Source organism: Rhodococcus quanlei (genome assembly GCF_055231015.1).
The window spans coordinates 94,455-120,662 of record NZ_JBUYWD010000016.1; the positions used below are offsets into that span (position 1 = coordinate 94,455).

General features: G+C 62.8%; 28 protein-coding genes and 1 tRNA gene. 18 read left to right on the forward strand and 11 right to left on the reverse strand.

Translation table 11 applies throughout. From position 1 onward, the window contains the following. Positions 1-202: 202 nt before the first annotated feature. Genes ACZI8Q_RS13080 through ACZI8Q_RS13090 form a run of 3 tightly spaced genes read left to right on the forward strand, consistent with a single transcriptional unit; the run spans position 203 to position 1,664 of the window. Positions 203-1,039: a phage major capsid protein gene (locus ACZI8Q_RS13080; protein ID WP_463373969.1), complete on the forward strand. Its 837-nt coding sequence runs from the start codon at positions 203-205 to the stop codon at positions 1,037-1,039. A gap of 2 nt (positions 1,040-1,041) precedes the next feature. Next, positions 1,042-1,362, forward strand: a complete 321-nt coding sequence (locus ACZI8Q_RS13085; protein ID WP_463373970.1) for a hypothetical protein — start codon at positions 1,042-1,044, stop codon at positions 1,360-1,362. Beyond that, positions 1,359-1,664, forward strand: coding sequence for a hypothetical protein (locus tag ACZI8Q_RS13090; RefSeq protein WP_463373971.1), 306 nt, complete (start codon positions 1,359-1,361; stop codon positions 1,662-1,664). The genes ACZI8Q_RS13085 and ACZI8Q_RS13090 overlap by 4 nt, the downstream gene beginning before the upstream one ends. A gap of 358 nt (positions 1,665-2,022) precedes the next feature. Here the strand turns inward: ACZI8Q_RS13090 and ACZI8Q_RS13095 are convergent, their stop codons facing one another. Both ACZI8Q_RS13095 and ACZI8Q_RS13100 read right to left on the reverse strand, forming a co-directional pair. Continuing rightward, positions 2,023-2,154 carry a hypothetical protein gene (locus ACZI8Q_RS13095; RefSeq protein ID WP_463373972.1) on the reverse strand — a complete coding sequence of 44 codons (132 nt, stop codon included), beginning with the start codon at positions 2,152-2,154 and terminating at the stop codon, positions 2,023-2,025. A 145-nt stretch (positions 2,155-2,299) separates the two neighbouring features. Continuing rightward, a tRNA-Arg gene (locus ACZI8Q_RS13100) sits at positions 2,300-2,372 on the reverse strand. A gap of 126 nt (positions 2,373-2,498) precedes the next feature. Here ACZI8Q_RS13100 and ACZI8Q_RS13105 point away from each other — a divergent pair. From ACZI8Q_RS13105 to ACZI8Q_RS13115, 3 genes are all read left to right on the forward strand, one after another. Further along, positions 2,499-3,596 carry a hypothetical protein gene (locus tag ACZI8Q_RS13105; RefSeq protein ID WP_463373973.1) on the forward strand — a complete coding sequence of 366 codons (1,098 nt, stop codon included), beginning with the start codon at positions 2,499-2,501 and terminating at the stop codon, positions 3,594-3,596. Positions 3,597-4,020: 424 nt separating this feature from the next. Next, complete coding sequence (locus tag ACZI8Q_RS13110) at positions 4,021-5,565, forward strand: hypothetical protein (protein WP_463373974.1); 1,545 nt, start codon at positions 4,021-4,023, stop codon at positions 5,563-5,565. A 230-nt stretch (positions 5,566-5,795) separates the two neighbouring features. Then, positions 5,796-6,017, forward strand: coding sequence for a hypothetical protein (locus ACZI8Q_RS13115; protein ID WP_463373975.1), 222 nt, complete (start codon positions 5,796-5,798; stop codon positions 6,015-6,017). Here ACZI8Q_RS13115 and ACZI8Q_RS13120 read toward each other — a convergent pair. Beyond that, positions 6,011-6,616 carry a TetR/AcrR family transcriptional regulator gene (locus ACZI8Q_RS13120; RefSeq protein WP_463373976.1) on the reverse strand — a complete coding sequence of 202 codons (606 nt, stop codon included), beginning with the start codon at positions 6,614-6,616 and terminating at the stop codon, positions 6,011-6,013. The two genes, ACZI8Q_RS13115 and ACZI8Q_RS13120, sit on opposite strands and share 7 nt — an antisense overlap. Before the next feature lie 172 nt (positions 6,617-6,788). On the opposite strand from ACZI8Q_RS13120, the gene ACZI8Q_RS13125 reads away from it, so the two are divergent. From ACZI8Q_RS13125 to cycA, 4 genes are all read left to right on the forward strand, one after another. Next, positions 6,789-7,715: a metal-dependent hydrolase gene (locus ACZI8Q_RS13125; protein WP_463373977.1), complete on the forward strand. Its 927-nt coding sequence runs from the start codon at positions 6,789-6,791 to the stop codon at positions 7,713-7,715. Positions 7,716-7,727: 12 nt separating this feature from the next. Beyond that, the gene (locus tag ACZI8Q_RS13130; protein ID WP_463373978.1) at positions 7,728-8,894 is read left to right on the forward strand and encodes a DUF7802 domain-containing protein; all 1,167 of its coding nucleotides are present in this window, start codon (positions 7,728-7,730) and stop codon (positions 8,892-8,894) included. A gap of 158 nt (positions 8,895-9,052) precedes the next feature. Then, positions 9,053-10,360, forward strand: coding sequence for a condensation domain-containing protein (locus ACZI8Q_RS13135; RefSeq protein WP_463373979.1), 1,308 nt, complete (start codon positions 9,053-9,055; stop codon positions 10,358-10,360). 112 nt (positions 10,361-10,472) lie between these two features. After that, on the forward strand, positions 10,473-11,939 hold the full coding sequence (gene cycA, locus ACZI8Q_RS13140; RefSeq protein WP_463373980.1) for a D-serine/D-alanine/glycine transporter: 1,467 nt from the start codon (positions 10,473-10,475) through the stop codon (positions 11,937-11,939). A gap of 64 nt (positions 11,940-12,003) precedes the next feature. Here cycA and ACZI8Q_RS13145 read toward each other — a convergent pair whose 3' ends face one another. Further along, entirely contained in the window at positions 12,004-12,648 is a 645-nt protein-coding gene (locus ACZI8Q_RS13145; RefSeq protein ID WP_463373981.1) for a superoxide dismutase family protein, read from the reverse strand. A 209-nt stretch (positions 12,649-12,857) separates the two neighbouring features. Here ACZI8Q_RS13145 and ACZI8Q_RS13150 point away from each other — a divergent pair, with 209 nt between their 5' ends. Then, positions 12,858-13,670 carry a M23 family metallopeptidase gene (locus ACZI8Q_RS13150; protein WP_463373982.1) on the forward strand — a complete coding sequence of 271 codons (813 nt, stop codon included), beginning with the start codon at positions 12,858-12,860 and terminating at the stop codon, positions 13,668-13,670. Between the two features lie 49 nt (positions 13,671-13,719). Here ACZI8Q_RS13150 and ACZI8Q_RS13155 read toward each other — a convergent pair whose 3' ends face one another. Then, positions 13,720-13,980: a hypothetical protein gene (locus tag ACZI8Q_RS13155; protein ID WP_463373983.1), complete on the reverse strand. Its 261-nt coding sequence runs from the start codon at positions 13,978-13,980 to the stop codon at positions 13,720-13,722. A gap of 131 nt (positions 13,981-14,111) precedes the next feature. On the opposite strand from ACZI8Q_RS13155, the gene ACZI8Q_RS13160 reads away from it, so the two are divergent. Then, positions 14,112-15,620, forward strand: coding sequence for a glutamate--cysteine ligase (locus ACZI8Q_RS13160; RefSeq protein ID WP_463373984.1), 1,509 nt, complete (start codon positions 14,112-14,114; stop codon positions 15,618-15,620). Between the two features lie 12 nt (positions 15,621-15,632). On the opposite strand, the gene ACZI8Q_RS13165 is transcribed toward ACZI8Q_RS13160, so the two are convergent. Together ACZI8Q_RS13165 and ACZI8Q_RS13170 are read right to left on the reverse strand one after the other, a co-directional pair. Beyond that, complete coding sequence (locus ACZI8Q_RS13165) at positions 15,633-16,859, reverse strand: globin domain-containing protein (protein ID WP_463374049.1); 1,227 nt, start codon at positions 16,857-16,859, stop codon at positions 15,633-15,635. Between the two features lie 14 nt (positions 16,860-16,873). Beyond that, complete coding sequence (locus tag ACZI8Q_RS13170; RefSeq protein ID WP_463373985.1) at positions 16,874-17,365, reverse strand: RrF2 family transcriptional regulator; 492 nt, start codon at positions 17,363-17,365, stop codon at positions 16,874-16,876. A 76-nt stretch (positions 17,366-17,441) separates the two neighbouring features. Between ACZI8Q_RS13170 and ACZI8Q_RS13175 the strand changes: the two genes are divergently transcribed. The 3 genes from ACZI8Q_RS13175 to ACZI8Q_RS13185 all read left to right on the forward strand — a co-directional run bounded on the left by ACZI8Q_RS13175 (position 17,442) and on the right by ACZI8Q_RS13185 (position 20,391). Further along, positions 17,442-18,326 (forward strand): universal stress protein, encoded by an 885-nt coding sequence (locus ACZI8Q_RS13175; RefSeq protein WP_463373986.1) that lies wholly within the window; start codon positions 17,442-17,444, stop codon positions 18,324-18,326. 39 nt (positions 18,327-18,365) lie between these two features. Beyond that, positions 18,366-19,409, forward strand: a complete 1,044-nt coding sequence (locus ACZI8Q_RS13180; protein ID WP_463373987.1) for an LLM class F420-dependent oxidoreductase — start codon at positions 18,366-18,368, stop codon at positions 19,407-19,409. Between the two features lie 70 nt (positions 19,410-19,479). After that, entirely contained in the window at positions 19,480-20,391 is a 912-nt protein-coding gene (locus tag ACZI8Q_RS13185) for a universal stress protein (protein ID WP_463373988.1), read from the forward strand. Between the two features lie 43 nt (positions 20,392-20,434). Here the strand turns inward: ACZI8Q_RS13185 and ACZI8Q_RS13190 are convergent, their stop codons facing one another. The 4 genes from ACZI8Q_RS13190 to ACZI8Q_RS13205 form a co-directional block, all read right to left on the reverse strand. Beyond that, positions 20,435-20,908 (reverse strand): Dps family protein, encoded by a 474-nt coding sequence (locus tag ACZI8Q_RS13190; protein ID WP_463373989.1) that lies wholly within the window; start codon positions 20,906-20,908, stop codon positions 20,435-20,437. A gap of 70 nt (positions 20,909-20,978) precedes the next feature. Beyond that, positions 20,979-22,412 carry an NAD-dependent succinate-semialdehyde dehydrogenase gene (locus ACZI8Q_RS13195; RefSeq protein WP_463373990.1) on the reverse strand — a complete coding sequence of 478 codons (1,434 nt, stop codon included), beginning with the start codon at positions 22,410-22,412 and terminating at the stop codon, positions 20,979-20,981. 15 nt (positions 22,413-22,427) lie between these two features. Continuing rightward, on the reverse strand, positions 22,428-23,087 hold the full coding sequence (locus ACZI8Q_RS13200) for an endonuclease (RefSeq protein WP_463373991.1): 660 nt from the start codon (positions 23,085-23,087) through the stop codon (positions 22,428-22,430). A gap of 180 nt (positions 23,088-23,267) precedes the next feature. Continuing rightward, a complete protein-coding gene (locus ACZI8Q_RS13205) occupies positions 23,268-23,663 on the reverse strand; it encodes a hypothetical protein (protein ID WP_463373992.1) in 396 nt (131 codons plus the stop codon). A gap of 398 nt (positions 23,664-24,061) precedes the next feature. On the opposite strand from ACZI8Q_RS13205, the gene ACZI8Q_RS13210 reads away from it, so the two are divergent. The 3 genes from ACZI8Q_RS13210 to ACZI8Q_RS13220 are packed head-to-tail and all read left to right on the forward strand — an operon-like array spanning position 24,062 to position 26,148. Next, entirely contained in the window at positions 24,062-25,204 is a 1,143-nt protein-coding gene (locus ACZI8Q_RS13210; RefSeq protein WP_463373993.1) for a glutathione-independent formaldehyde dehydrogenase, read from the forward strand. Between the two features lie 7 nt (positions 25,205-25,211). After that, positions 25,212-25,622 (forward strand): GlcG/HbpS family heme-binding protein, encoded by a 411-nt coding sequence (locus tag ACZI8Q_RS13215; protein WP_463374050.1) that lies wholly within the window; start codon positions 25,212-25,214, stop codon positions 25,620-25,622. 49 nt (positions 25,623-25,671) lie between these two features. Next, positions 25,672-26,148 carry a DoxX family protein gene (locus ACZI8Q_RS13220; protein ID WP_463373994.1) on the forward strand — a complete coding sequence of 159 codons (477 nt, stop codon included), beginning with the start codon at positions 25,672-25,674 and terminating at the stop codon, positions 26,146-26,148. Positions 26,149-26,208 lie beyond the last annotated feature (60 nt).

Sequence of the window (26,208 nt, forward strand, 5' to 3'; positions counted from 1 at the left end):
GTAGGAACCATGCGGGAACCGGGAACCGTGGGTACTACTTCTTTCGGTTCCCGGTTCCGGGGTACTGCATACGGAACCGGGAACCGGGATACGTAAACCCCTTGGGGGTATGCTGGCGGGGGTGGTCCTGGTGGCCGCCCCGCCATTGTCGGTCTGGCACCGAAGGCAATTCCCCCATCCCTTCACGTGCCAGGAGCACCACATGACTCTTTCCACCACCACGACCGCACTCATTCAGTCGCAGGTCGCCTCGGTCCTCGTGCAGCCGCTCGAAGCCGCGTCTGTCGTCCTCGCCTCGGGTCCGCAGATCTTCGACTCCTCGGAGCCGCTGCGCATCCCGAAGGTCACCGCAGGCACCGCCGCAGGATTCGTGGCCGAGAACGCCGAAATCACTGCCGCTGACGTGGCGTTTGGTGAAATCAACCTCATGCCCTCGGACCGAACCAGCATCAAGGCACTGACCAAGTTCAGCAATGAGATGCTGCGTCAGTCCGTCGTCGGCCTCGACGCCACCCTCAAGACCCGACTGGTCAAGGACGTATCCAACGCCCTCGACACCGCCCTGCTCACAGGTGCCGGCACCGCGAACAGCATCACCGGACTTGTGAACCAGACCGGCGTCCAGACCGGGGAACTCGACGTGACCAACGCCGACAGCCTGCTCGACGCAATCGCCCTCGCACACGCCGAGGAAGTCACCCCGAACCGGTGGTTCCTCTCCGGTGCCGACTTCATCGCACTCCGCAAGCTCAAGGAAGCCACCGGCAGCTCCAAGTACCTGCTCGAATCGAACGTGCACGCCGATGCCACCTACAGCCTGTTCGGAATCCCCGTCACGGTGACGAACAAGCTTGCCACCGGTAAGGCCATCCTCGCGGACATGTCACAGGTCGCCGTGGTCCGCGATATCGACCCCTCGGTGACGATCCTCCCCGAACGGTACGCAGAGTTCGACCAGGTGGGTATCCGTGTGGTCACCCGCTACGACCTCGGTCTGCTGCACCCCAAGGGTGTTGTCGTCCTCACGGATGCGGTCTGAGTATGGCTGCACCTACCGCCGCTGACGTGGCGAACCTCCTCGGCTTGGGCGACGACACGGAAGTTGTCGCCCTCGCCGGGGTATGGCTGCCCGTCGTCACCGCACAAGTGAAGGCGTACACCCGAGGCCGTGGCTTCACCGAGGGTGTACCCGATTCGGATGTGGGGTTGGTGATCGTGGCCAGCACCGCCCGAGGGGTGGCGAACCCGGAGAACATTCGTTCGGAATCCATCGGTGACTACTCCATCTCACGGCAGGTCACCGAAGGGTGGACGTTGCCCGAGTTGGCGATCCTCAACAGCTACAGGAAGCGGGCCGCATGATCCGTCCACGTCTGTTGCCCCACAGCATCACCTACAAACCCTTGCAGGGCAATGGTCCGTACGGTCCCGTTTACGGTGACCCGGTGACCGCCCGTGCACGGGTGCAGTTTCAACGCCGCATGGTTCGCACTGCCGACTCCACCGAGGTGATGTCAGCGGCCACCATCTATTTCCGCCCCGGCAACAACCCCGGTGTCGGTGGACTGGTGACCCTGCCGGACGGTTCGGAACGCGAAGTCATCGTGGTTGCCGAGCATGTTGGTGCACGGGACGTGGAACTGGTGACCGTAGACGTGGGCTGACCCCGGCAACGACTGTGCCCCCGCATCGTGTGATGTGGGGGCACAGTTGTTTCGTAGGAACCAAGTTGCTTTGGTGCACTGATGTGGAACGGTGGGTCACCCTCTACAGATTCCGAATCGAACCCTACGGGTGCCGGTGTCGAATCCCCTTCCCCAGAGCTGCCCGAACACCATGCCCTCATAGTCCATCTGAGCCAACACGTCTGGCCGACTGTCAGCAAGGACAGCCGGTTTCGTTGGACCCACCAGACTCCGTGCACTGACTCTGTTGGGTGCCCGGTGCCGTTCACCGGGACTGAGGTTCTGCCGGACGGGGCTGGTTAACGTCGGGCGCCCGCAGAAAACGACGTAGAGCGGACTAGCTGACGAACCAACCGAGGGCAACGCATAGGCGCAGGACACCGATGGTGGCCGCGTACAGGCCGAGGATGATTGCGCAGGTGAGCAGACGCTCGAACCGGTGCGCAGGTACAGTGATGGAACGGTTCATGACGGACCTGACTTCCGTTGTGCCGAGGCCCTGCAAGGTGTTGTCCGCACCGAGCGGGGCCGTTCTATTTCGGCAGTAGGGAAGAGGCGAAATGCACGCCGAGTGCACGCCGGGTGATTCTGCGGAATAACCGCAGGTCAAAGGGTGCCCTCGGCAGGATTCGAACCTGCGACCTACCCTTTAGGAGAGGGTTGCTCTATCCCCTGAGCTACGAGGGCATGCGCGTGCGCTAGGTGAGTGTATCGGCAACGCTGTCGACCACGCACACCGTGGGGTGGGGGCATGATCGAGATGGAAATCGACAAAGTCCGAGATGTAGTTCGACAAAGTCGAGGAGCGTGCACATGAATACCGCAGACGCGTTGTCAGCGGGACCGCGCGGTCGTCGAATGCTGCTCGCGTACGCGCTGGACGCCGAACGAGCCCTGCGACCCGAACCTGATGACGACTCATTCGGTTATGCGGTCTTTCTGGCCTCGTATCATCTTGACGCCGGCCGAGGAACCTCTCGGGTTATGTTCGGGCCTGGTGCAGAAGAGGCGATGCAGACCGTCGTCACTCCGGAAGAGGTTGCCCGTCGTCTGGCCGGGGTCCCGCTTCCCGAGGTAACCGACGTCGCGCTGCGCTCGGCCCTCTCTGATGCGACCGATGAGGCGCGATACTGGCAGCCACCGGACGGTGAAGACATCCTTCTCGCAACGGGGGCCGTGTGGCGTGAGCTTCGGCGAGTTGCCGAGCACATTGCACTATCCCCGCATACCCAGTGGTGGTCGACGGGTCTGACCGCCACTGATCAGTGGTCGGTGGGATGGGATGACGACAACGCGGGCTGTTCGGATTCGACCACCGCGAAACACCTCCGAGGCTGGCGTGATCGCACTGTCGAGTCGGAGGCTCTGGCCGAACGGGAACGCCCGGTGGATCCGTCGGCGAACTGGTCCGGTGAGTGGTGGTCGAAGCCACCCGTTCGGTGTTCGACACGGACGGTGTTCGACGGAACGCCGGCGGGACTGTGGTTCGTCGAGGACGACATGGGATTCGAACGTGCCGTCACGTGGCCCGTACGCATTCCGTCCGGCTCCGCGGTGTACGAGGTCGACGGCGCAGCGGCGTGGGCCGAGCTGTGCAGACGGTTCTCGGTCGAGGTCACCGCGCAGAAGCGACACGACTGGTACCGAACCACCGGGCGACCGGGGCGATGGGTCATCCCCGACTGGGAGCGGCTCGCCGAAAGGTACACCGGCGTCCATCTGACGGTGACGGGATACCTGGCCGCCGCAGGCACCGCGATCGAGGTCGATGCCGAAACGTCAAGCGTCATAGCGGGATGGGCTCCGGACGAAACCTATTGGCTCACCGATACTGCGGATTCGGACGTCGATTCCGTCGACTGGGCGCTCGACGACAGTCGGGATCGCCCGGTCTGGGTCGCACAAGGCTGACTCATCGTTGCCTCGTATCACGTGCACGATGCACGGCATAACGCTCGCAGGCAGTCAGCCCACGTGGATGCCTGCGTCGGCGAGGAAATTGCGGGCGCGGCCCAGCTGCCGGTCGGTTGAAAAGACTCGCCACTGGTCAGTGAGGAGTCGCGCGCCGGCGCACTCCGGCCGGAGGCCGGCAGTGTTTCGGTGCCGGAGGCCGGCAGTGTTTCGGTGCCGGAGGCCGGCAGTGTCTCGGTGTGCTCGGCAGGATTCGAACCTGCGGCCTACCCTTTAGGGGAGGGTGGCTCCATCCGCCTGATCTACGAGGGCGGGGGACTACGCGAACCGCCGATTACAACTCGGATGACTACAACTCGGATGATTTGGGCTTTCATCCTGGTCGCGGTGTCCCACGGTTGCCCGAATCAGATTTGGAGGCATCGTGTCCGGTGAAGGAACCGACCGCATCGATCCATTCGCCCTCCCGCGGGTGGGGACGGTCGCCGAACAGTTCCAGTCCTACAACGTGGAGATGGTGGAGGTCACTGGCGGACGATTCTGGAAGCCCTACACACAGGCTTCGGAGGACTCGGTCGAGGCGAGTGGAAGCGACACCCAGGGCAACGAGGGGATCCCTGCCGGGATGGACCCCGGCTTGTACGAGTACCGGCCGCCGATCGACCTGTCGCACCCGCGGTTGCGGGCTCTGGCTGCGGCTTTGGCCCCGGCGTACGTCCGAGTGAGTGGCACGTGGGCCAATACCGTCTTTCTTCCGGCCGAGGGTGAGGACGCGGCGAAGCCGCCGTCGGGGTTCTCCTCGGTGCTGCGCCGTGACGAGTGGGCCGGTGTCGTGGCCTTCGCCGATGCGGTCGACGCCGGAATAGTCACGTCGATGTCCATCGGATACGGCAGCCGAGACGACAACGATGCGTGGACTCCACAGCAGGCGCAGCGTTTGCTCGACCTCACTACGGAACTCGGCGGCAGCATCGTCGGCGCCGAGTTCTTCAACGAGCCGACGATGGCCACCATGGGTGGTGCCCCGGACGGCTACGACACCTCCGCATACGGAAGGGACTACGAATCGTTTCGCGCGTTCGTGCGCGATCAGGCACCGGATTGGCTCGTGCTGGGGCCGGGGGCAGTAGGCGAAACGCGGAGCGGCGGTCTCGCCCTCACCTACGGTTCGTCAGGTGTGCTACCGACGGACGACCTGCTGACCGCATCCCGGGACCAGGGGAGTTCGCAGGTCGAGGTCGACCGGTTCACCTTCCACCATTACGGCGCCGCGTCTGCGCGCTGTGCCGGCGTCGGCATGCCGGGCACGTCCGCAGCCGAGGCCGTGACGGCGCAGTGGCTCGCCCGCGCTGACGACACGCTGGCCTTCTACACGGACCTGCGGGATCGGTTCTGCGGCCGGACTCCGATGTGGTGCACGGAAACCGCTCAAGCGGCCTGCGGCGGCGATAGGTGGGCGGGCACCTTTCTCGACACTTTCCGCTATGTCGACCAGCTCGGACGCTTCGCTCTCGGCGGTGTCGAGGTGCAGTTCCACAACACCCTCGCCTCCAGCGATTACGGGCTGCTCGACGAGAAGACGTTCGCCCCCCGCCCCAACTATTGGGCGGCTCTGCTGTGGCGGCAATTGATGGGCACTGCGGTCCTCGACGCCCGTAGTCTGCATCGCCCGGGTCTGTACGTGTACGCCCACGCGTTCGACGCCCCCAACGAGAACAGGGTGACCGTGGTGTTCGTCAACACCGGCCTCGACAGGTCGCACCTGGTGACCTCCGCGGTAGGTGGGGACCGGTACACGCTCTCGGCCCCCGACCTCGAGGGTGTCGACGTCAACCTCAACGATCGGCCGCTGCGCCTCGACGGCGACACTCTGCCGTCCATGGTCGGTGAGCCTTTCGAGGCAGGTTCGGTGGAATGTGCGCCGGCGACCATCACCTTCCTGGCGTTCTCCGACACGAAAGTCGAGTGATCGAGTCAGCCGTCCACCCAGAAGTTGGATTGCCCGTGAGTATCCTTCCTCCGGTTCGGCGCCCATCTCGTCGTCGCTGCTCCGAGGGTGACTGTGCCGATTCACGGCATCGTCGCCGACCGCGGTGATAGGTTCTGGCTGGGCCGGGGTACTGCACTGGGTGCCAGCGTCCGGTGACACGGAGAGCGGAGTGTGCCGAGGCCGTTCATGCCGAGGAAAGAGGTCTGATCATGCGCAGATTCGTCGCCGTACTGGTGATGGTGGTGTCGTTCACGATGGGCGGTGCAGCAATAGCGCAGGCGAACCCACCGTCACAACCACCGAGTCCGCTGTGTGTGGTGATCGGCGGTCCCATCTACCTGATCCAGAAGAGTATCGATCCCTATGGGTTGTCGCAGGATCCGCTGGCGGTTGCGCTGCGGAACCTGCAGTATCAGGTGTGCTTTCAGTGACTCTGCGCCCTGATCGCAGATCCCATCCAGCGGCGCAGGTAACGCCGTAGTTCTTCGTCGGTACGTGGCGGATTGCCCGGCGACACGAAGAACGACTGCATGGTTCGCAGGATGTATTCGACGAGTTCGGCGAGAGAAGGCTCGTCGTATCCGTGTTGTTCCCAGTCGACGTCGAAACGCCTGATCATCGTCATGCCGAGGGCCTGCGCCTCGCTGGAGGTCAGGCCGTCCGGGTGGGCGCTCGAGTAGCTGCCGGTCAGCAGAATGCCCAGGTGTGGGATGCGGCGCACCTCGGCGAGCGTGAACACGACCCCCTCGGTCATTGCCTCGGCGGGATCTTCCAGTCCAGCGACTCGCTCTGCGAGCCGATCGAGAAAGCCGTCGACGGATGCGATCGCCGCCGCGCGCATGAGCGCGTCCGCGCTGGGGAAGTATCGGTAGACGGTTTGTCTGATGACACCGAGAGTCTCCGCGACGTCCGCGATGCTGATGGCCGAGCCTGATCGTGCGATCAGTTCGACTGCGACGGCAACGATTCGACGCGCCGCTTCTTCGTCGTTCGCAGGTGGACTCCCACCCCAGCCGCGCCTTCGTGTCACCGCGAAAAACTACCACAACGGTCCTGTGCGGCCGATCTACCAGGGGATACGTGTATCTGTACGCAAATCATACAAACCATTGACTCTTTGTATGGTGACTGTCACTATGACTTCGGTAACACCGATCCGGTGTCATCGAAATACCGACTCGCGGAAGACGAGGTGTCAGGCAGTGACCGACCTAATCGTTCGAAAGATGCGTTTCGCGTTCGCCGAGTACGACGTCCCGTTCTTGTGGAACGAAGAAAATCCTGCGTTCTCGAGCATGTCCAACGCGGTGTCGTTCCTGGCGATCGGCTTCGAGAAGATGATCGTGAACCTGATTCGTGAGGCCATGCCGCTGATTCCCGATCCGGCGGTCGCCGAAGAGGCCGACGCCTTCGTGCGTCAAGAGGGGCAGCACTCGACAGCCCATCGCCAACACGTGAAGGGGCTGATCAGGGCATACCCGCAGCTTCAAGAGACACTCGACGAGGTGATCGGTGCATTCGACAAGCTCACGGCCGAAACCTCGGTCGAGTACCGACTCGCCTACACCGCAGACCTGGAAGCAACGTTCACGCCGGTGTTCAAGCTGATGCTCGACAACGATTCGACGCTGTTTCGTCCCGGCGACGACCGTGTCGCTTCCCTGTTCATCTGGCATTTCGTGGAGGAAGTCGAGCATCGAAGTTCTGCGCTGACCATCTTCGATTCGGTGGTGGGGAGCGACGTCTACCGGATGCGGGTGGCGCCGTCGATCTTCCGCCACGTGCTGTATGTCATCCGGTTGGCGTGCGAGGGCTTCAACAAGCATGTCCCGCTGGAGGAGCGTGGAGTCGACGCACTCTCCATGTTCGCTTCCTACCGGCGGAAGCAGAACCTGAAGAGGCGACTGCCGTTTGTGAGCGCGGAGGACAACGGCACGATGCCCCGCGCATTCGACGATCTACCGCTCCGCGAACAACTCGTCGCGTTGATGGGCATCATTCGCAGTCAGCTGCCCAAGCACAACCCGGACCACGAGAAACTACCTGCCCTTGCCGACGTGTGGTTCGACCGGTACGAGGCCGGCTACGACGTCACCCGCTGGTACACGGCCGACACCATCACCTCGTAGGGAGCGCAACCGATGGCCGATCTTTGCTCGACCACCTTCGACCAACTCTCGACGGCACTGGGCTTCTCGTGCGCGGAGGCCGGTGGACTGGTCGAATTCCGTAACCCGTTCGCGCTGGAGAACTGGACACTGCCGGTGCTCGAACTCACCATCGTTGTGGGCTCCGTCCTGGCGCTCGTGTTCGCGATCGTGCGCATGCGCCGCCAGGGCGATCCGACCAGCCTGGTGCTCTGGTTCGGGGCCACCGCATACCTGTTCGTCATCGAGCCGCCGCTGTACTTTCCGGCAGCGTTCGGAATCGACGGGCACGTGGACACGATGTTTGCGCACAACGTGTTCACAGTCGAGTTCATGTGGGGGCGATTGCCGCTCTACATAATCGCCATCTACCCGCTGATGGCAACCATGGCGTTCGAGATCGTCAAGATGCTCGGAGTGTTCCGCCGATACGGTGTGCTAGTCGGCGCGGTGTGTGTGGGCTTCGTGCACCACGCGTTTTACGAGATCTTCGATCACCTGGGACCCCAACTGCGCTGGTGGGCCTGGTCGACGTCCAACCCGATCAACCAGCCCATGTTCGACTCGGTTCCTCTCCCGAGCGTCGTCGTGTTCGCCGCGCTGTGGCCGATGTCGTTGGCGCTGTGTGTTCAGTTCTTCGTCGGTCGACACGTGGATCAGGGCCGCCGCTTCTCCGGGGCGGAGTTGGTGTGGCGCACAATCGTCATCGGGCTTCTTGCATCGCTGGGCACCTTCGTCCTGCCGATCCCGGCAACCGTCCTGGGTATGGGAAGCGACACGATCCGGGGGATTCTCTACGCAACCGAACTAGCGGTGGTTGCGATCGTCGCCGTCGTCGTCCTGATTCGTCAGTGGGACCGGATGCGGCGAAGAACGTTCGACGGCCCCGCTTACGACAACCGATTCGTTCGGATCTACAGCGTGATCTACCTGTTCGTGATGGCCTTGCTGTGGGCTTCGGCACTGCCCGACTATTTCGGTGCCGTCGACGGCGTGACGAGCAACGGCGATCCCATCGGCAACCTTTGGTACGGGGTGTCGTGCTTCGTGGTTGCGGTGCTCTGTGTATTCGCGACGTTCACCGTGCCGCACGCGGCGCGCACGAACACCCGAGCGGCGACGGGCGAATACGCGCAGGTGTCCACGGCCGAAGAGGTGTAACGAAATCTCTGCCTTTCCGCGATATGAATCTCGAACACACAGGAGGCTGTGGTCTGGGACACGCTGACGTGCTTACACTGTTCGACGGCCCCGAATCGGTACGGCGGGTGGTCGGCCGGTTCGAGGCGCACGTTTCGAACGGACAGGGGGAGTGCTCGATGACGAATATGGAGGCCGGGGGGCGCGAGATGTTCCCCCTGACCAAGGCGCAACGCGGCCTGTGGGCCGAGCAGCTGCGCGATTTGGCAACACCGTTCGTGATCGGGCAGTACCTCGAAATTTTCGACGACATCGACGTCGATGCGTTGCGGCATGCAGCGAGGGCTGCTGCGATCGAGTTCGGTTCGGGTGTGTTGCGCATCGTCGAGGTGGACGGCGAACCCTTCCAATTCGTGGACACGAGTCCCGAGCGGTGCGTCGAGCTCGTCGATCTGACCGGTCACACCGACCCCGTCGGTGCGGCACATGACTGGATGCAGTCCGATTGTGCGACTCCGGTCGCTATCACCGAGAACCAGCTGGTGACTTCTGCCTTGCTTCGGGTGGGGCGTAATCACTACTTCTGCTATGTGCGGGCACATCACCTGGCGTTGGACGGTTACGGGGTCATGTCCATGGTCCGGCGAACGGCGCAGCTGTACAGCGCGGACATCGCCGGCACACCGGCACCACCGTCGAGGGCGCAGGACCCGAGCAGTCTCGCCGACCTGGAGGAGCGCTACCGCAACTCGCCCCGATTCGGTGACGACCGACGGTACTGGCGGGATCGGTTGTCGTCTCTGACCGTCGAGGACGAGCGCCGGATCATGGCTACCGTCCCGCGCAAGTGCACCGCCGAGCTGAGTGCAGCACACCGGCGTGACCTGGAGGTTCTGGCGGGGGAGACCGGCGGTTTGGCCGCCGTGGTGATCGCGGCGCTTGCTTCGTTCTTCGCTGACCGTTCCGGCCGATCCGACGTGGTCTTGGGGCTCACCACCTCGGGACGGACCAGCCGGATCATGCGGGATTCGGCCGGGTCCTTCGACAACATCGTGCCCTTGTTGCTGCCGGGTGTATCCGATTCTCCTGTCGATACGTTGATCGACTCGGCTCGGACCACCGTCTTGGGAGCCCTGCGACATCAGCGCTATCGGTTCGAGGATATGCAGCGTGATCGTGGTGTGCCGCCGTCCGGGCGACCCTTCGGGCCGGTGGTCAACCTGAGATTGAACGAACGGGCAGTCGAGTTGGCCGGCCATCGTGCTGGTGTGGGGATGCTGACGTCCGGCCCGGTGCACGATCTGCAGGTCGACGTCTACCACGATGGCCTCGGGTCACTTCATATCGATCTTCTCGGTAACAGCCGAACATACGGCGCCCGAGAATTGTCGGACCTGCATCGGTCACTGGTGCGGTTCGTCGAACAATTCGCTGCGCAGGCCCGCCGACCCGTCCGCAAGCTGGTGCTTGTTCCGCCGCTCCCTTAGCCTTTCCGGCGAATATTCGGTCGAATCGGACATTAGTCGGGGATGGCGCACGCGCAGTGCAACTGCCGCGTACCTTACGAACATCCCAACTCGAGGATGACGAGGAGAGCGCATGTCCGATAGCACGGTGTCCGTGCAGGCGAGTCCGGAAGAGCCCGCCGGAGAACCGCACCTGCAACGCCAGTTGTCGAACCGACATATCCAGTTGATCGCCATCGGTGGCGCCATCGGAACCGGCCTGTTCATGGGCTCCGGCAAGACGATCTCACTGGCCGGGCCGTCGGTGCTGTTCGTCTACATGATCATCGGCTTCATGCTCTTCTTCGTGATGCGGGCGATGGGGGAGTTGCTCCTGTCCAATATCCGGTACAAGTCGTTCTCCGACTTCGCTGCCGATCTACTCGGTCCGTGGGCGGGCTTCTTCACCGGGTGGACCTATTGGTTCTGTTGGATCGTCACCGGTATCGCGGACATCGTCGCGATCTCCGGCTACGTTGCCTACTGGTGGCCGGACCTGACGTTGTGGGTGCCCGCATTGGCGGCCATCCTGCTGCTTCTGGCCCTGAATCTGCCCACTGTGAAGGCGTTCGGTGAGACCGAGTTCTGGTTCGCGCTCATCAAGATCATCGCCATCGCCACGCTGATCGTCGTCGGCTTCGTGATGGTCATCGGCAACTTCACCGCACCCAACGGGACCGAGGCGGCGTTGAGCAACCTGTGGTCCGACGGAGGCATGTTCCCGACCGGTGTCATGGGCTTCGTCGCCGGCTTCCAGATCGCAGTGTTCGCGTTCGTGGGTATCGAATTGGTCGGAACGACCGCAGCCGAGGCGAAGGACCCCGAAAAGAACCTGCCGAAGGCGATCAACTCGATCCCCATTCGCATCCTGCTGTTCTACGTTCTTGCCCTGTTCGTGATCATGGCTGTGACGCCGTGGCGTGAGATCAGTGCCGAGAACAGTCCCTTCGTGCAGATGTTCACGCTCGCCGGTCTCGGCATTGCTGCGTCGGTCGTCAACTTCGTGGTGCTCACCTCGGCAGCTTCGTCCGCGAACTCGGGGATCTACTCGACGTCGCGGATGGTGTACGGACTGGCTCAGGAAGGCGATGCGCCGCGAGCGCTCGGCCGGCTCAGTCGCCGAAAAGTGCCGGCGAATGCCTTGATGTTCTCGTGCATCTTCCTGCTGTCGGCGCTCGTGCTGCTGTTCTCCGGTGAATCTGTGATCGAGGCCTTCACTACGGTCACGACCATCTCGGCGCTGCTGTTCATCTTCGTGTGGACCATGATTCTGTCGAGCTACCTGGTATACCGCCGTCGTCGTCCCCATCTGCACGAGGCGTCGAAGTTCAAGATGCCCGCCGGAGTGGTGATGTGCTGGGTGGTGCTGGGCTTCTTCGCCTTCATCATCTGGGCGCTGACCCAGGAACAGGACACGCTGCGAGCGCTCCTCGTTACCCCGTTGTGGTTCGTGGTGCTGACTGTGGCATGGGCGATCATCCGGCGTAGGCCCGACCATATTGCCCGTTACCAGGCGTTCAAGGCGGAACTGGAAGCACACGACAAGATCAAGAACGGTTGACCTTGGTGTCCGGGTGTCCTGGTGTCCGCCTTGCCCGAACGAATTCGGCCCTGGTGAACGGAGATTAGAAGTCCTCGTCGATGCATGCCAGACGTTCGCCGGCATCTCCGGCCACTCCGGGGCCGGTCATGGTGTGCTCGGCATGTATCACGAGTGAGTTCGCTTCGTCGTCGCGAAACTCCCAATCGACGGTCGTCGACACCTGAGCATTACCGTTCTCGTCTGTGGTGAAGTCGAGCCAGATCTCGTTCTGTGGGTTGGCGTAGGTCGGATCCGTCGACGGATTCTCCGGTGTGGCCGCGGGGTCGACATTGTTCTGGTAATGCGGTCCTGCGTCGGAGGGCTGCGGCCCGCACGGGCGCGTGTGCACGTGGGCTCCGAATTCGCGGTTCGGTGCGAGTTCGGCGACGTCGAGCGTGACTGTCGTGCTGCCGTCTTCCTCCTCGGTTTCGACGTCTACGGTCGAACCCACTGGGACTGCGGCTTCGTCGTAGGTGAAGGCGGTGTCGCTGTCGGTGTCGTCTCCTGGCAACTTGAATGCTCGTGCGCCGATTGATGCCGACGTGTCCGCGGTTGTCGTTTCGGCGGATGTCGGAGGTGTCTGTACAGTGGTCTGCTCGTCCATTGGTTCGTCGTCGCTGCTGCATCCGACGGCGACGAGGGCGGTCAAGGTCATGGCTGCGATCAGTGGTCCGCGTCGTGTGTGCATGGTCGAGATGTACCCGGAGTGTGGGTTGGCGAATCCGACGACACGACATTTGCATCTCGTGATGCAAGGTGCGGCCGGGCTGCAGGTCGACATCAAGAACGGGTAACGGTAGCGCCCACCTATATCAATTTGTTACATTACGTCGCGAAGGCAGAGGGGCACGCGCTCGCAGCGCGAGCTGTATTCCGACGACTGACGAGGTAGCAACTGTGGGTTCTCACCACCGCGCGGATAATTCATCCGTCCCGTTCGCAATCGATCCGAACGCAGAACGTGGACGTCACCGCGACCAGAGTGGTTCGCCTCTCGGCCTCAAAGCCGCAACGGTTGCCGCCGCGACGGGGGCCATCGTCACCGGCGGTGCGCAGCTCGGAGCTGCCACTGCGGCAGCGGCCCCGGCGCCGGCGCAGTCGTTCGAGGCGACCCCGGGTGATGCTGCTAACCACGTCGGACAGTCGATTGCCGGTCTCCCGTTCGAGGTTCCGGCCGGAATGATTCCCGAGGGCTTCGAGATCCCCGAGATTCCGGCCGATATCGCTGATATTGCCCCCGGTCTGCAGCAGCAGGCAGCTCAGGCTCAGCAGTGGCTCGACTCATTGAACCCGCTGCAGCCCACCACGGTGCAGCCGGTCTCCGGCACCTTGACGTCGAGCTTCGGTTCGCGCTGGGGAGCTCACCACGGCGGACTCGACGTTGCGGCCCCCATCGGAGCGCCGGTGCTCGCCGCGGCAGACGGTCAGGTCATCGATGCAGGCCCGGCAGCAGGATTCGGTCAGTGGGTGCGTGTCCTGCACGACGACGGCACGGTCACTGTCTACGGTCACGTCAACGATTACTTCGTCAATCCCGGTCAGCGTGTCGAAGCAGGTCAGACGATTGCGACGGTGGGCAACCGTGGGCAGTCCACCGGCCCGCACCTGCACTTCGAGGTTCATGATCAGGGCGGAATGAAGGTTGATCCGGCGCAGTGGCTGCGGGCGCGCGGCGTAGCGGTCACCTGGTCGGGTGCCTCCGCCGTGTAGGTTCGCCCGAACCGAGATTTTCCCAGAGTAGGCCCGGCTTCTGCCGGGCTTACTCTGCTTCCAGTTCGGCGTCGTCGCGGAACACGAGTGGGCCGGCGTCCAACGCAATAGCCCACCGCTTCGAGACTGCCCAGTCACGTCCGTATTTTTCGTTGTCGATCTTCTCCACGCCCCCGAACTCGTCGACAATTTCGCCGGCCTCGAGTGGGCGCTTCTTCTCGCGGACGTCGGGATCGGTCGAGTGCCGCGTTTTCACGCGCGCTCCCACCGCGAATTCCACCTTCTTCTTGGGGCCGGTTCCCGCCTTCATGTTCGATCCTTCCGCTCGCTGTTGTCTGCTCTGAGATTAACTGGTGATTGGCTCTCCGTGTGGGATGGGTCGATATGCTGTGACTAGGGTGGTTGCAGACCGCCCGCGAATTCGGGGACAGGAGCGCGTTCGTGGGTACCGAAGTGACGGCGCGCGCATTCACTCCAGCCGATCGCCGCGCCTTCCGGGAGAAGGTGCGCCGGTGCTCGGCCGCTCTCGAACGCATGGTGTCGGACGGCGCCTTCACCGACAATGTGGTGCCACCACCACCGCTGCTGGGTATGGAGATCGAATTCAATCTTGTGCACTCGAATATGCAGCCGGCGATGTCGAACCTCGAGGTTCTCGACGCCATCGACGACGAATCGGTTTTCCAGACGGAGTTGGCTCAGTTCAACGTCGAGATGAACGTGGCACCCGCTCCGCTCACCGGAGACGGCGTGGCGGAACTGGAACGTAACCTGCGGGCATCGTTGGACGTTGCGACCGCTCGGATGACGCGACACGACGCCCAGCTCGTGATGATCGGTATGTTGCCTACGCTGAAGTTCGAGCATCTCGGCCGTGACAGAATCACGGAGAATCCGCGCTTCGAGTTGTTGAACGATCAGATCGTCGCGGCTCGCGGCGAGGACATCGAACTGGATCTCGGCGGTGTGGCCCTCTCCGGGCACGCCAAGGAGCATCTCGGTGCCGACGTCAACTCCGTGGTTCCGGAGGCTGCCTGTACGTCGCTGCAACTGCATCTGCGGGTCGCACCAGAATCTTTTGCGGCGCATTGGAACACGGCGCAGTGCCTGGCCGGGGTGCAGGTGGCCACCGCCGCGAACTCACCGTTCTTCGCGGGTATGGCGCTGTGGCACGAATCCCGCATTCCCATTTTCGAGCAAGCCACCGACACCAGACCGTTGGAGCTCGAGAATCAGGGCGTACGGCCTCGGGTGTGGTTCGGGGAGCGGTGGATTACGTCGGTCTTCGATCTGTTCGAGGAGAATTCCCGCTACTTCACGGCGCTGCTGCCGGAGGTCGCCGATGCTGATCCGCTCGATGATCTCGATGGGGGACGTGTTCCGGATCTACACGAATTGCGGATGCACAACGGCACGATCTACCGCTGGAATCGCCCGGTCTACGACTGCGCCGACGGGAGCCCCCACCTTCGAATCGAAAACCGAGTATTGCCCGCCGGGCCGACGGTGCTCGACACGATGGCCAACGCTGCCTTCTACTACGGAATGGTTCGGGGACTCGTCGATGCGGAGCACCGCCCATGGGCGGCGATGTCGTTCGATGCCGCCGAGGAGAATCTCTACTTGGGTGCCCGGTTCGGGATCGGCGCGCAACTCTACTGGCCGGACGTCGGAAAGGTGCGCGTCGACGAGTTGGTTCTTCGTAGGTTGCTGGCGGTTGCGGACGAGGGCCTGACGTCGTACGGCCTGGATACGCAGGCGCGCGATCGCTATCTCGGTGTGATCGAGGGGCGGTGCCGCACTCGGCGGAACGGGGCCACGTGGCAACGCGGCCAGGTGACGAAACGCGAGCATGCCGGCCAGTCCCGGGAACAGGCACTGGCCGGCATGCTCGGTGATTACGTCACCCACATGCGAAGCGGAGAGGCCGTGCACACCTGGCCGGTGTGACGGCGCTCCACGTCAGGCCGGCGAGGGTGCGCCTGCCCAGCTGTCCGGGCCGAACACCTCGTAATGGATGTTCTCTGCGGGAACGTCTTTCGCGAGGAGGGCCTCCCGCATCCCGAGCATGAAGGGCAGCGGTCCGCACAGGTAGGCGCGGGTGCCGGGTGCGATGTCGAGTTCGTCGAGATCGGCTCGGCCCGCTTTCAGGTCCGCTTCGGGGTTGCGGACACCGAGGTCCTCGTACCAGCGGTGCATGGCAGCCGACGGCAGACGACCGATGAGCTCGGTCAGCTCCAGGCGGTGGGCATGGTAACTGGGTGAGCGGTCCGCGTGAACGACGCTGACCTTCCGGTTGTCCTCGCATTCGGCGAGGTGGTTGAGCATTCCGATCATCGGGGTGCAGCCGATACCCGCGGACACCAGGAGAAGTGGTGCATCGTCGTCCGCGAGTGTCAGATCACCGAACGGTGTGGAGACGGACAAGGTGTCGTTCTCGAAGACGTTGTTGTACAGGAAGTTCGACACTTCACCTGCAGGGATCGTGCCGTCTTCGAGATTGCGTTCGGCGATGCGCTTGATGGTGATGCGCCAATCACCATGAGCCGGGGCGGAGGACAGGCTGTACTGCCGAATCTGCCGCGCACCGTCGGGAAGATTCACACCTATCGAAAGGTACTGTCCGGGAACGAACGTCGGCAGGTCCGAACCGTCGGTGGAGGTGAGTACGAACGACACGGTGTCCGTCGACTGATGAACGCGCTCCGCGACACGGACCTCGCGCCACACCTTGCCGACCTCGACGCCTGCGGCTTCGTACAAGCCGGCCTCCATCGCGATGAGGGTGTTGGCCATCAGCCAGTAGACCTCGTCCCAAGCCTGCGCGACCTCGGGGGTCACCGCGTCGCCGAGCACCTCGACGATGGCGGCGAACAGGTACTTGTGCACCACCCAGTACTGGTCGGGTTCGATTCCGAGAGACGCGTGCTTGTTGGCGATACGGGACAGAATCGCCTGCTGGCGCTCCTTGTCGGGATCGAGTTGCAGGGTCGCGAATGCGGCGATGGCGCCGGCGAGCGCCCGCTGCTGGTCGCCCTGCTTCTGGTTTCCGCGGTTGAACAGGTCGCGTTCGAGTTCCGGATGGTCGGCGAACATCTTGCTGTAGAAGAGCTTCGTGATGTCCCCGATCGCGGCACCGACGGCGGGGAGGGTGGCGCGAATCGTCTCCTGCGATGCGGGCGAGAGCATGGCAATTTCTCCAATCATCGAGCGGAACTGTCTGTTCCAGTACCGGTTTGAGGGGCGAGGGTTTCGGGAGCACCCACGCCGGGAAGGGCGAGAAGCACGCCGCGGCTCGGCGGTGCGGTCAGGTCGGCCACGGTCACCGTGTCGAGCGATGCGAAGAAGGCTTCGCGTGCAGATTTCAGGACGGAGCGCAGACTGCACGCGGCGCGTAGGGGGCAGGGGTTCGATCCCTCGCACTCGACCACCTCGCCTTCGCCTTCGAGGCGGCGGGTGATCCATCCGACAGACGCCGTGCGGCCGAGTTCGGTGATGGCGAGGCCGCCACCGCGTCCACGACGAGCATCGACGACTCCCATTTCCGACAGACGCGTGATCACCTTCGCCACGTGTGAGTAGGAAATCGACAGCTGCTGAGCGATCTCCCTGCTGCTCGGGCGGGTATCCGATCGGTCGACCGCCAGGCGCATCACCACCCGGAGTCCGAGGTCGGTGAACTGTGTGAGCTGCATGAACATCACGATAGGTTAATTCGCATCGCAGATGCGAATTATGTGACAGGTGTCTCCGGAGGTCTATGGTGAGGGCATGAGCGCAGTCGACGGAAACAGTGTGGTTGTCGGTGTGGACGGGTCGGAGCATTCCAAAGAGGCGCTCCGCGTGGCAGCGAATGTTGCGGCGAAGCGAGGTCTGTCGCTGAAGATCGTTCACGCACTCGACTTCGCCCCCTACGGATTCGGGGGTCCCTACATCGACGCGGGCGGCGTGTTCGAATGGATCGAGGCGAGCGGCAAATCGATTCTGACGGACGCCGTGACGGCGGCCAGGGAACGGAACTCCGATCTGGACATCGAAGCCGAGATGTCCATCGGCAACAGTTCCCAATGGTTGGTGGAACTGTCCGAGACGGCGCGAGTGGTCGTAGTCGGAGCCTCGGGGGTCGGGGCGGCCACCACAGCACTTCTCGGCAACAACACCCTGAGCGTGACTACTCATGCGCACTGTCCCGTCGTGGTGGTGCGGGGCGAGATCAGGCCCGATGCACCGGTCGTCGTGGGTGTCGACGGCAGCCCCACCAGTGCGCGGGCGGTGGCAGTCGCTTTCGAGGAAGCATCGTTACGGCAGGTGCCTCTGGTCGCCGTGCACATCTGGAGCGATCTGGGGCTGCGCACCTTCGACGACCCACGTGCTGCTGCTCTGGTTCCGGGCCGCATCGAGGACGAAGAACATGCTGTGCTCGCGGAGGCGCTGGCCGGCTGGCAGGAGCAGTACCCGACCGTCGAGGTGAGACGTAAAATCTACATCGACAATCCGCGGGCGCGCCTCCTCGAATGGTCGAAGGAAGCGCAGCTCGTGGTCGTCGGAAGCCGTGGCCGAGGTGGGTTCCGGAGCATGCTTCTCGGTTCGACGAGCAACAACCTGATCAGCCATGCCGAGTGCCCTGTCGTGGTGGTGCGGCCCGAGCCGAACTAGGGTCAGAGCAGAACTGTCGGTCGACGATTGAGGTACAGCGTGCGTATCGGAATGAGCTTGAACTACAGCGGCGGTTTCGCCGAGACGGCCGCCGAGGTCGGGGACCTCGAGAAGGCGGGGCTCGACATTGCTTTCGTTCCCGAGGCGTACTCGTTCGACGCGGTGAGTCAGCTCGGTTACCTTGCCGCCAAGACGTCCACCATCGAGCTGGCATCGGGCATCTTCCAGATCTTCACGCGGACACCCAGCCTCACCGCCATGACGGCAGCGGGGCTCGACTTCGTGTCCGACGGCCGCTTCGTCATGGGCATCGGCGCGTCCGGACCGCAGGTGGTCGAGGGTTTCCACGGCGTCAAATACGATGCTCCGCTGGGCCGCACCCGTGAGGTCGTCGACATCTGCCGCCAGGTGTGGAAGCGCGAGAAGGTGCAGTACGACGGCAAGTACTACCAGGTGCCACTTCCCGCGGACAAGGGAACCGGGCTCGGCAAGCCGCTGAAGCTGATCAACCACCCGGTGCGTGAGCGCATCCCGGTACTCATTGCGTCCATCGGACCCAAGAATGTAGCGCTCACCGCGGAAATCGCCGAGGGCTGGGAGCCGATCTTCTACCATCCGGAGAAGGCCGAGAGCGTGTGGGGTGAAGCCCTCGCCAAGGGCAAGGCCAAGCGCGACCCGAACCTCGGCGACCTGCAGGTGTACGCGTCCCCGGCGCTCGCGATCGGCGACGACGTCGACCACATGCTCGACTGGGTTCGCCCGAGCCTGGCGCTGTACATCGGCGGCATGGGCGCCAAAGGTAAGAACTTCTACAACGACCTCGCGGTGCGATACGGCTACGAGAAGGAAGCAGAGACGATCCAGGACCTCTTCCTGTCGGGCAAGAAGCAGGAAGCTGCTGCAGCGGTCCCGGACGACCTGGTCCGCGCCGTGTCGCTGATCGGCCCGGAAAGCCACGTGAAGGAACGGCTCGCCGCGTTCGCCGAATCGGGCGTCACCACGGTGAACGTCACACCGTTCGCTGCCGATCGTGCCGGCCGGGTTGCCCTCATCGAGAAGTTCCGGAAACTGTGCGACGCCTGACCTGAGAAGTTCCGCCCACAATCGGCTCCGACCCGCCATGATGGAGGCACATCGGGAAGGAGTGGATGAAATGGGTGGCACTCACGAGAGTCGTAACGAGCCGATCGTGGTGGCCGTGGACGGTTCGGAATCTGCGTCGGGCGCCGTGGTGTGGGCGGCACGTGCGGCGCAGGCATCGGCCCGTCCGCTGAACATCGTGACGGTGGTACACATCCCCGGCTTCTACTACTCCGAACCGTATCTGGCGGAAAGCTTTCGGGACGAACTCGAGGAATCGGGGCGGGTACATCTGGCGGATGCCAAGAAGCTTGCACAACAGACTGCGGGCCCCGGAGTGAACGTCACGACCGAGGGATACCGGGGTCGCGTTGCGAACACCCTCGTCGAGTTGTCGAAGTCGGCACGGATGGTGGTTCTGGGCTCGCGAGGGCACGGCGAATTCACCGGTCTGGTGGTCGGATCCACCGCAGTTGCCGTGTTGTCACACGCGGAGTCGCCCGTCGTGGTGGTGCGCGGCCGTACGGTCGACGGACAGCCTCCGACCGATGGGCCCGTCGTCGTGGGTGTGGACGGGTCGCAGCAGAGTGAGTCCGCCACCGCCGTCGCCTTCGAAGAGGCGTCGGTGCGGGATGCCGAGTTGGTGGCTGTGCACGTGTGGAGTGACGTGAGCGTGCAGCCCAGCCTCGGCGCGGTCCCGGAGGACCCGCACTGGAACCGTATCCAGGCGGACGAAGAACTGGTGCTGTCGGAGCGTCTCGCCGGTTACCGGGAACGGTATCCGGACCTGTCCGTGCGGCGGATGGTCGAGCGTGACCGCCCCGTCCGGGTGCTGAGTGGCCTCGCCGAGGAAGCGCAGTTGATCGTGGTCGGACACAGGGGACGCGGCGGGCTGACCGGAATGCTGCTCGGCTCCACCAGCAACGCGTTGGTTCACACGGCAGACTGCCCCGTCATGGTTGTTCGGGCCTCCGACTGGGCCTGATATGGGCTACCCGAGCGGGGACACCCGATGCCACCGTCCGGCGTTATCCCATCTGCGCCTGCCACATCCAGTGCAACTGTTCGAGTCGCGCCGCAATCGCAATGAACAAGTCTTGCGTCACCGGATCGGCGGTTTCGGTGACAATGATTCGTTCGCGTAGACGCTGCACGATCGTGTCGATGTTGTCGACCATGGAGGCTATGACGTCCGTATCGTGCATCCAGCCGTCGCCGACGCCCTTGGCGCCGGTATCGCGTGCAACCGTTGACGCGCGACCGTCAGGACTCACGCCGATCGCGGTCGCGCGCTCTGCGGCGTCGTCAGTGAAACCGCGTGCAGCGGTGACGATTTCGTCGAGGGCCAAGTGAACTGACCGGAAGTTTGCGCCGATGACGTTCCAATGGACTTGTTTCGCGATCAACGTCAAGTCGATCAGGTCGACGACTGTGTCCTGTAATGCCTCGCCGGTGATCTTCTGGCTCTCGGGGTCGAGGGTGCTGGTGATCGGGTCTGACATGACATCAATTCCTTTGCAGTTGAGAGAACAGGTCGATCGAGTGCGCAGCCCAGATGAACTGGACTGGCGTCTAGGCGGTTACCGATCGGATGAGCTTGCGATTCACGAATTCCAGAATGCCGAGGTTGGAGAGTTCCCGACCGAATCCGGAATTTTTCACACCGCCGAACGGCAACCGAGGATCCGTCCCCGTCGGTTCGTTGACCCATACCATGCCGCTTTCGATACGGTTGGCAACCTCGTTTGCCTTGGTCTGGTCTCGGCCGATGACGGTCGCGCCGAGACCATAGGCCGAGGAGTTTGCCAATGACACCGCCTCGTCGACGTCGGAAACGGAGTAGATGACAGCCACGGGCCCGAACAACTCTTCGGAGAAGGCCCGCATCTGCGGGGTCACTCCTGTCAAGACGGTGGCATCCACGAAGGCGCCCACACCGTTCGGGCCCCGATTCTCCGGGCGGCCCCCGCCGGTGACCACGGTGGCACCCTTGTCCACTGCGTCTTGTACCTGTTCGATGAGGTCTCGAGCTGCCTGCTCGGACGAAAGTGGTCCCAGCGTAGTTTCGGGATCCAACGGATCGCCCGGCTGCAGTGCGCCGAGTCGATCAGAAATCTCGGATACGAACTCCTCGAACATGATGTCAGGAACGAAGAAACGCTTCGACGCAATACAACTTTGGCCGGTGTTGGCCATTCGTCCGGGAACTGCGGCATCGACAGCAGCGCTCACATCGGCGTCATCGAGCACCACGAACGGGTCACTGCCGCCGAGCTCGAGGATGCACTTCTTCAAGTGTTTCCCGGCCAGTGCGGCAACTGATGAGCCGGCGGCTTCGCTGCCTGTCAGTGCGACGCCTTGAACGGCAGGATGTTTCACAACGCGTTCGGTGTCGCGTGTTCGCATGAAGATATTGGTGTACACGCCCTCCGGTACCCCTGCGTCGTGAAACAGCTCTTCCAATCGCGCAGCCGTGGTGGCGCAGAGCTTCGCATGCTTCAGCAGGATCGTGTTGCCCGCGATGATGTTGGGGCCGGCGACGCGGACCACCTGGTAAAGGGGAAAATTCCACGGCTCGATGCCGAGAAGAACACCGAGCGGTTCGTTGACGACGCGGGCGCTACCGTTCTCCACATCGATATCGGTGGATTCCAGAAATTGTGGTCCGTTCTCACCGTAGTACTCGAGAATCCTTGCGGCCAGGTCCACCTCGAATTTACTCTCGGCGATGAGCTTGCCCATCTCTCGTGTGATGAGTGAAGCGAATTCTTCCTTGCGATCGCGTAGCAGTTGCGCGGCGCGAAGAACCACGGCGGCACGCTCACCGATCGGCACTTCGCGCCATGTCTCGAACGCATCGTGGGCGCGGTCGACAACCGCATCGAGTTGTTCGAGTTCAAGGTACGGAAACTCTCCGACGGTCTCGCCAGTGTAGGGGCTAACGGATTCGAACGGCTCGGGATCCGGTCCGGTGCTGCTCATCGGTTGTGCATTTGTCGAGGTCATGAAACAGGTCCTCCCTCAGGTTGTCGAATGTCGAGAGAATTGGTCTTGGAGAGAATTACGGAGGGTGTCGTCGAGGGACGCTCGAACGAGGACCGCAGCGAGCAACGCGAGTTTGTCGTCGGAAACCAGGTCGGCGAGCTCGTCGTTGCCGTCCGGCAATCCAAGACTTCGTGCTCCTTCGACGGCGCGTTTGTCGAAATGCGGACGGACCCAGGGCCACACCTCCTGTACTTCTCGCAAGAAGATGTCTGCACCGACCGGCCCGATACCGTCGAATTCGGTGAGCAACTGCTTTGCTTTGTCGACTCGGTACTCCGATAGTTTCGCCAGCCGCCGCAGATCGTCGTTGTAGACACGTTTCATTCGGTGGGCATCGTCATGCAGCTGGGTGGCGGTCCGTTCGTCGTAACGCACGTAATGAGCGCGACCGAACGCGTCGACAACATCTGATCGCTTCGCTTCCCGTGCTGTTCGAGCGGACGTGATTCCTTTGCTGCGCAGTTCCTTCGACGCAGCAACCGCTATGTCTGCAGAGATGCGAGCGCTCAACAGTAAGCTCAGCATGAACAGACGGAACAGTGGTGCCGGCGTGTTCTTCAGTCCAACTTCCGCATCGGTAGCGTAAGTATCGCCGCCGTTGTCCAGAAGAATCCTGGCCTTTTCTACGTCGTTCACAGGTCTGAGTCCGTGGGTACGACGGAATCGGGTAACAGCGGCATCGGCCCCTCCGATCGCTCAGCAATCGATTGGCGTCCGCCTTCGAGTTCGCGGACTTACGAGGCTGCTGGTCTCAACCACCTACGATCGACGGTACGCGCCGAGTGTTTCTCCTTCAAGGAGTCACATCAACCTCTGTCAGGCGTGCCCGCTCATGGTCGACGGATTGCCGGAATTGTGTGCGAAGGGGTGGCGCCAACTGCGTCCCCGGTCAGCTCCGGCTGGCCGACCATGGCTGTGATCGGTGTTGATCGGTGCTGCATCACTGCGTGCATGCTCGAGATCGTGGCGGGCCGCACGGCCGCGTCGAGCAGTTCTACGGGAGCCGGCCAAGAGCACGCTCAGGCCGAACATGCCCACTGCGCCGACCACAACGCCCCAAAGAAACAGCATGCCGGTGGTCGAACCGGTGACTTGGTACCCGAAAACGGAGAAGTCGTTGGTCAGCGCGTGTGCGTCACCGCTGTTCGTCATGACGCCCGCCACACCGACGACCACTGCCGCGATCAGAATGATCAAACCGATGATAACCATGGTCACTCCAGAAGGACTCATCCCCGAACATCCAGTACACGCCGCTATCCGAGGAGTGTCAACACCACGGATCGACCCCTTGTCGCGCATACTCGGTGCTCTCCAGTACGTGGTCAGCCGCCCACCGCTGAAGGCGGACAGTGCTGCCTCAGCCAAAGCCGAGGACCCGAACGGTGCGGAACGGTTGCTGCCATGTCGGTTTCGACGGCCGATAATAGGGTCTTGCCGAAGGTTTTCGGGCGCATCTTCCGCACGAGATCGGGGTCGGCTGCCATGTCCTGCAGTCCAACGGCAGTTCCATTGGCAGGTTCCTCTCTGCCGACGTGTGGCGCTGTCTGTTTACGAAGAGCGGCCAGGGGTAAGCGGTGTCGAACGTACCCCGACCGGAGGAGCGCAAGATGCGAGCTTTGGTGTACAACGGCCCGAAAGACGTGTCGGTGGAGAACGTTCCGGACGCCGCGGTCGAGGAGCCCACCGATCTGGTGGTCAAGGTGACGGCGACCAATATTTGCGGGTCGGACCTGCACATGTACGAAGGCCGCACCGACATCGAACCAGGCTCGATCTTCGGTCACGAGAATCTGGGCGAGGTTGTCGAGGTCGGCGCGGGGGTTCGTTCGCTCGATGTCGGTGACAGAGTATGCCTGCCGTTCAATATCGGATGCGGTTTCTGCAACAACTGCGAGCGCGGACTGACCGGGTTTTGCCTGACCATCCACCCACCGGCGGCCGGCGGTGCTTACGGCTACGCCGATATGGGTCCCTATCCAGGTGGGCAGGCCGAGTATCTGCAGGTGCCCTATGCGGACTTCAACGCACTTGTGCTTCCCGACGACAGCGTCGAGAAGGAGAACGACTACGCGATGCTCTCCGACATCTTCCCGACTGGTTGGCACGGGACCCGGCTGGCGAAGCTCCAACCCGGTGAGACGATCGCCGTCTACGGTGCGGGGCCGGTTGGAATCATGGCTGGATACTCAGCTGTTTTACAGGGTGCAAGTCGCGTGTTCGTGATCGACCACATACCCGAGCGGCTCGAGTTGGCCGAACGGTTCGGCGCGGTGGGCATTGACGCCAACGACGGCGATCCGGTCGAACAGATCAAGGAGGCGACGGATGGCGCGGGAGTCGATCGCGGAGTAGAAGCGGTCGGCTACCAGGCCCACGACACAGAAGGCAACGAACGGCCCAACATGACGATGAATGCACTGATCGACGTGGTCAAGCCGACTGGCGGTATCGGTGTGGTGGGGGTATTCCTCCCGGAGGATCCGGGCGCGAAGGACGAACTCGCCCGAAAGGGTCAGTTGGCCTTCGACTTCGGAAAGTTCTTCTTCAAAGGTCAGACCATCGGCAGCGGGCAGGCGAATGTCAAGGCATACAACCGCGCGCTGTGTGAACTGATTCACGAGGGAAAAGCGACACCGGCCCGGCTGGTGTCTCACAACCTCGGGCTCGCCGAAGCCCCGGACGCATACCGACACTTCGACAACCGTGAGAAGGGTTGGACGAAGGTCGTGTTGAACCCAGCCAACGGCTGAGGAGGCAATCATGGCAAACGACACCATCGGCTTGGCCGACGCGCATCGAATTATCGATGCGGCGCAGCGCAAGGCAGAAGACCTCGGACAACCACAGAACGTCGCGGTCGTCGACTCGGGCGGCAACCTGGTGGCCCACATTCGGATGGACGACGCCTGGATCGGCAGTGTGGACGTCAGCATCAACAAGGCGTGGACAGCCCGGGCATTCGACACCGAGACCAGGACGCTCGGCGAAAACAGCCAGCCGGGCGAACAGTTCTACGGGATCACTGCCAGCAACAACGGGCGCGTCATGATCTTCGCCGGCGGCATTCCGCTGCAACGCGGTGGTCAGGTCGTCGGCGCGATCGGAGTCAGTGGAGGTACTGGGGAACAAGACCAAACCGTCGCCGAAGCAGGCGCGGCAGCATTGTGACAAAGTAAGCAGCTTTGTGATGAAGCACCAATGAAAGAGAGCGAACGCGATGCGAATTCGTACCAAACGCAAGAGCATTGGCAACCTACTCGCTCATCGAAGAAGTCGAAAGACACTGGCTTCCCCGCCACCATCGACGCCCGCTCGCACCGTCGGGCGCTTTGCACTTGCTGGAACGCTAATACTCGCCGGCACGAGTCATTTATTCTGGGCACGCGACACCTTTCGCGCCCAAGTGCCGAAGTCGGTGCCGCTGGACGAAGACGGCACCGTAATGGCATCGGGCGGGATAGAGGTCATGCTCGGTGCGGGTCTTGCACTGTTTACCCGCGATCGGGTCCTCGTGGGACGGCTGGCCGCGGCATTCTTCGTCGCCGTGTTCCCAGGGAACATCGCCCAATTCATTCACAAGCGAGATGGCTTCGGCCTCAACAACGACACGACGCGATTCGTACGACTACTCTTCCAGCCGGTGCTGGTCGCTTGGGCACTGTGGTCCACCGCCGTACCACGTCGACCTCGTTGAGATCGGGTCGATCTCGGTGAAGTCGTCTTGCTGATCGATTTGTGTGCACTCGTGCCGGGT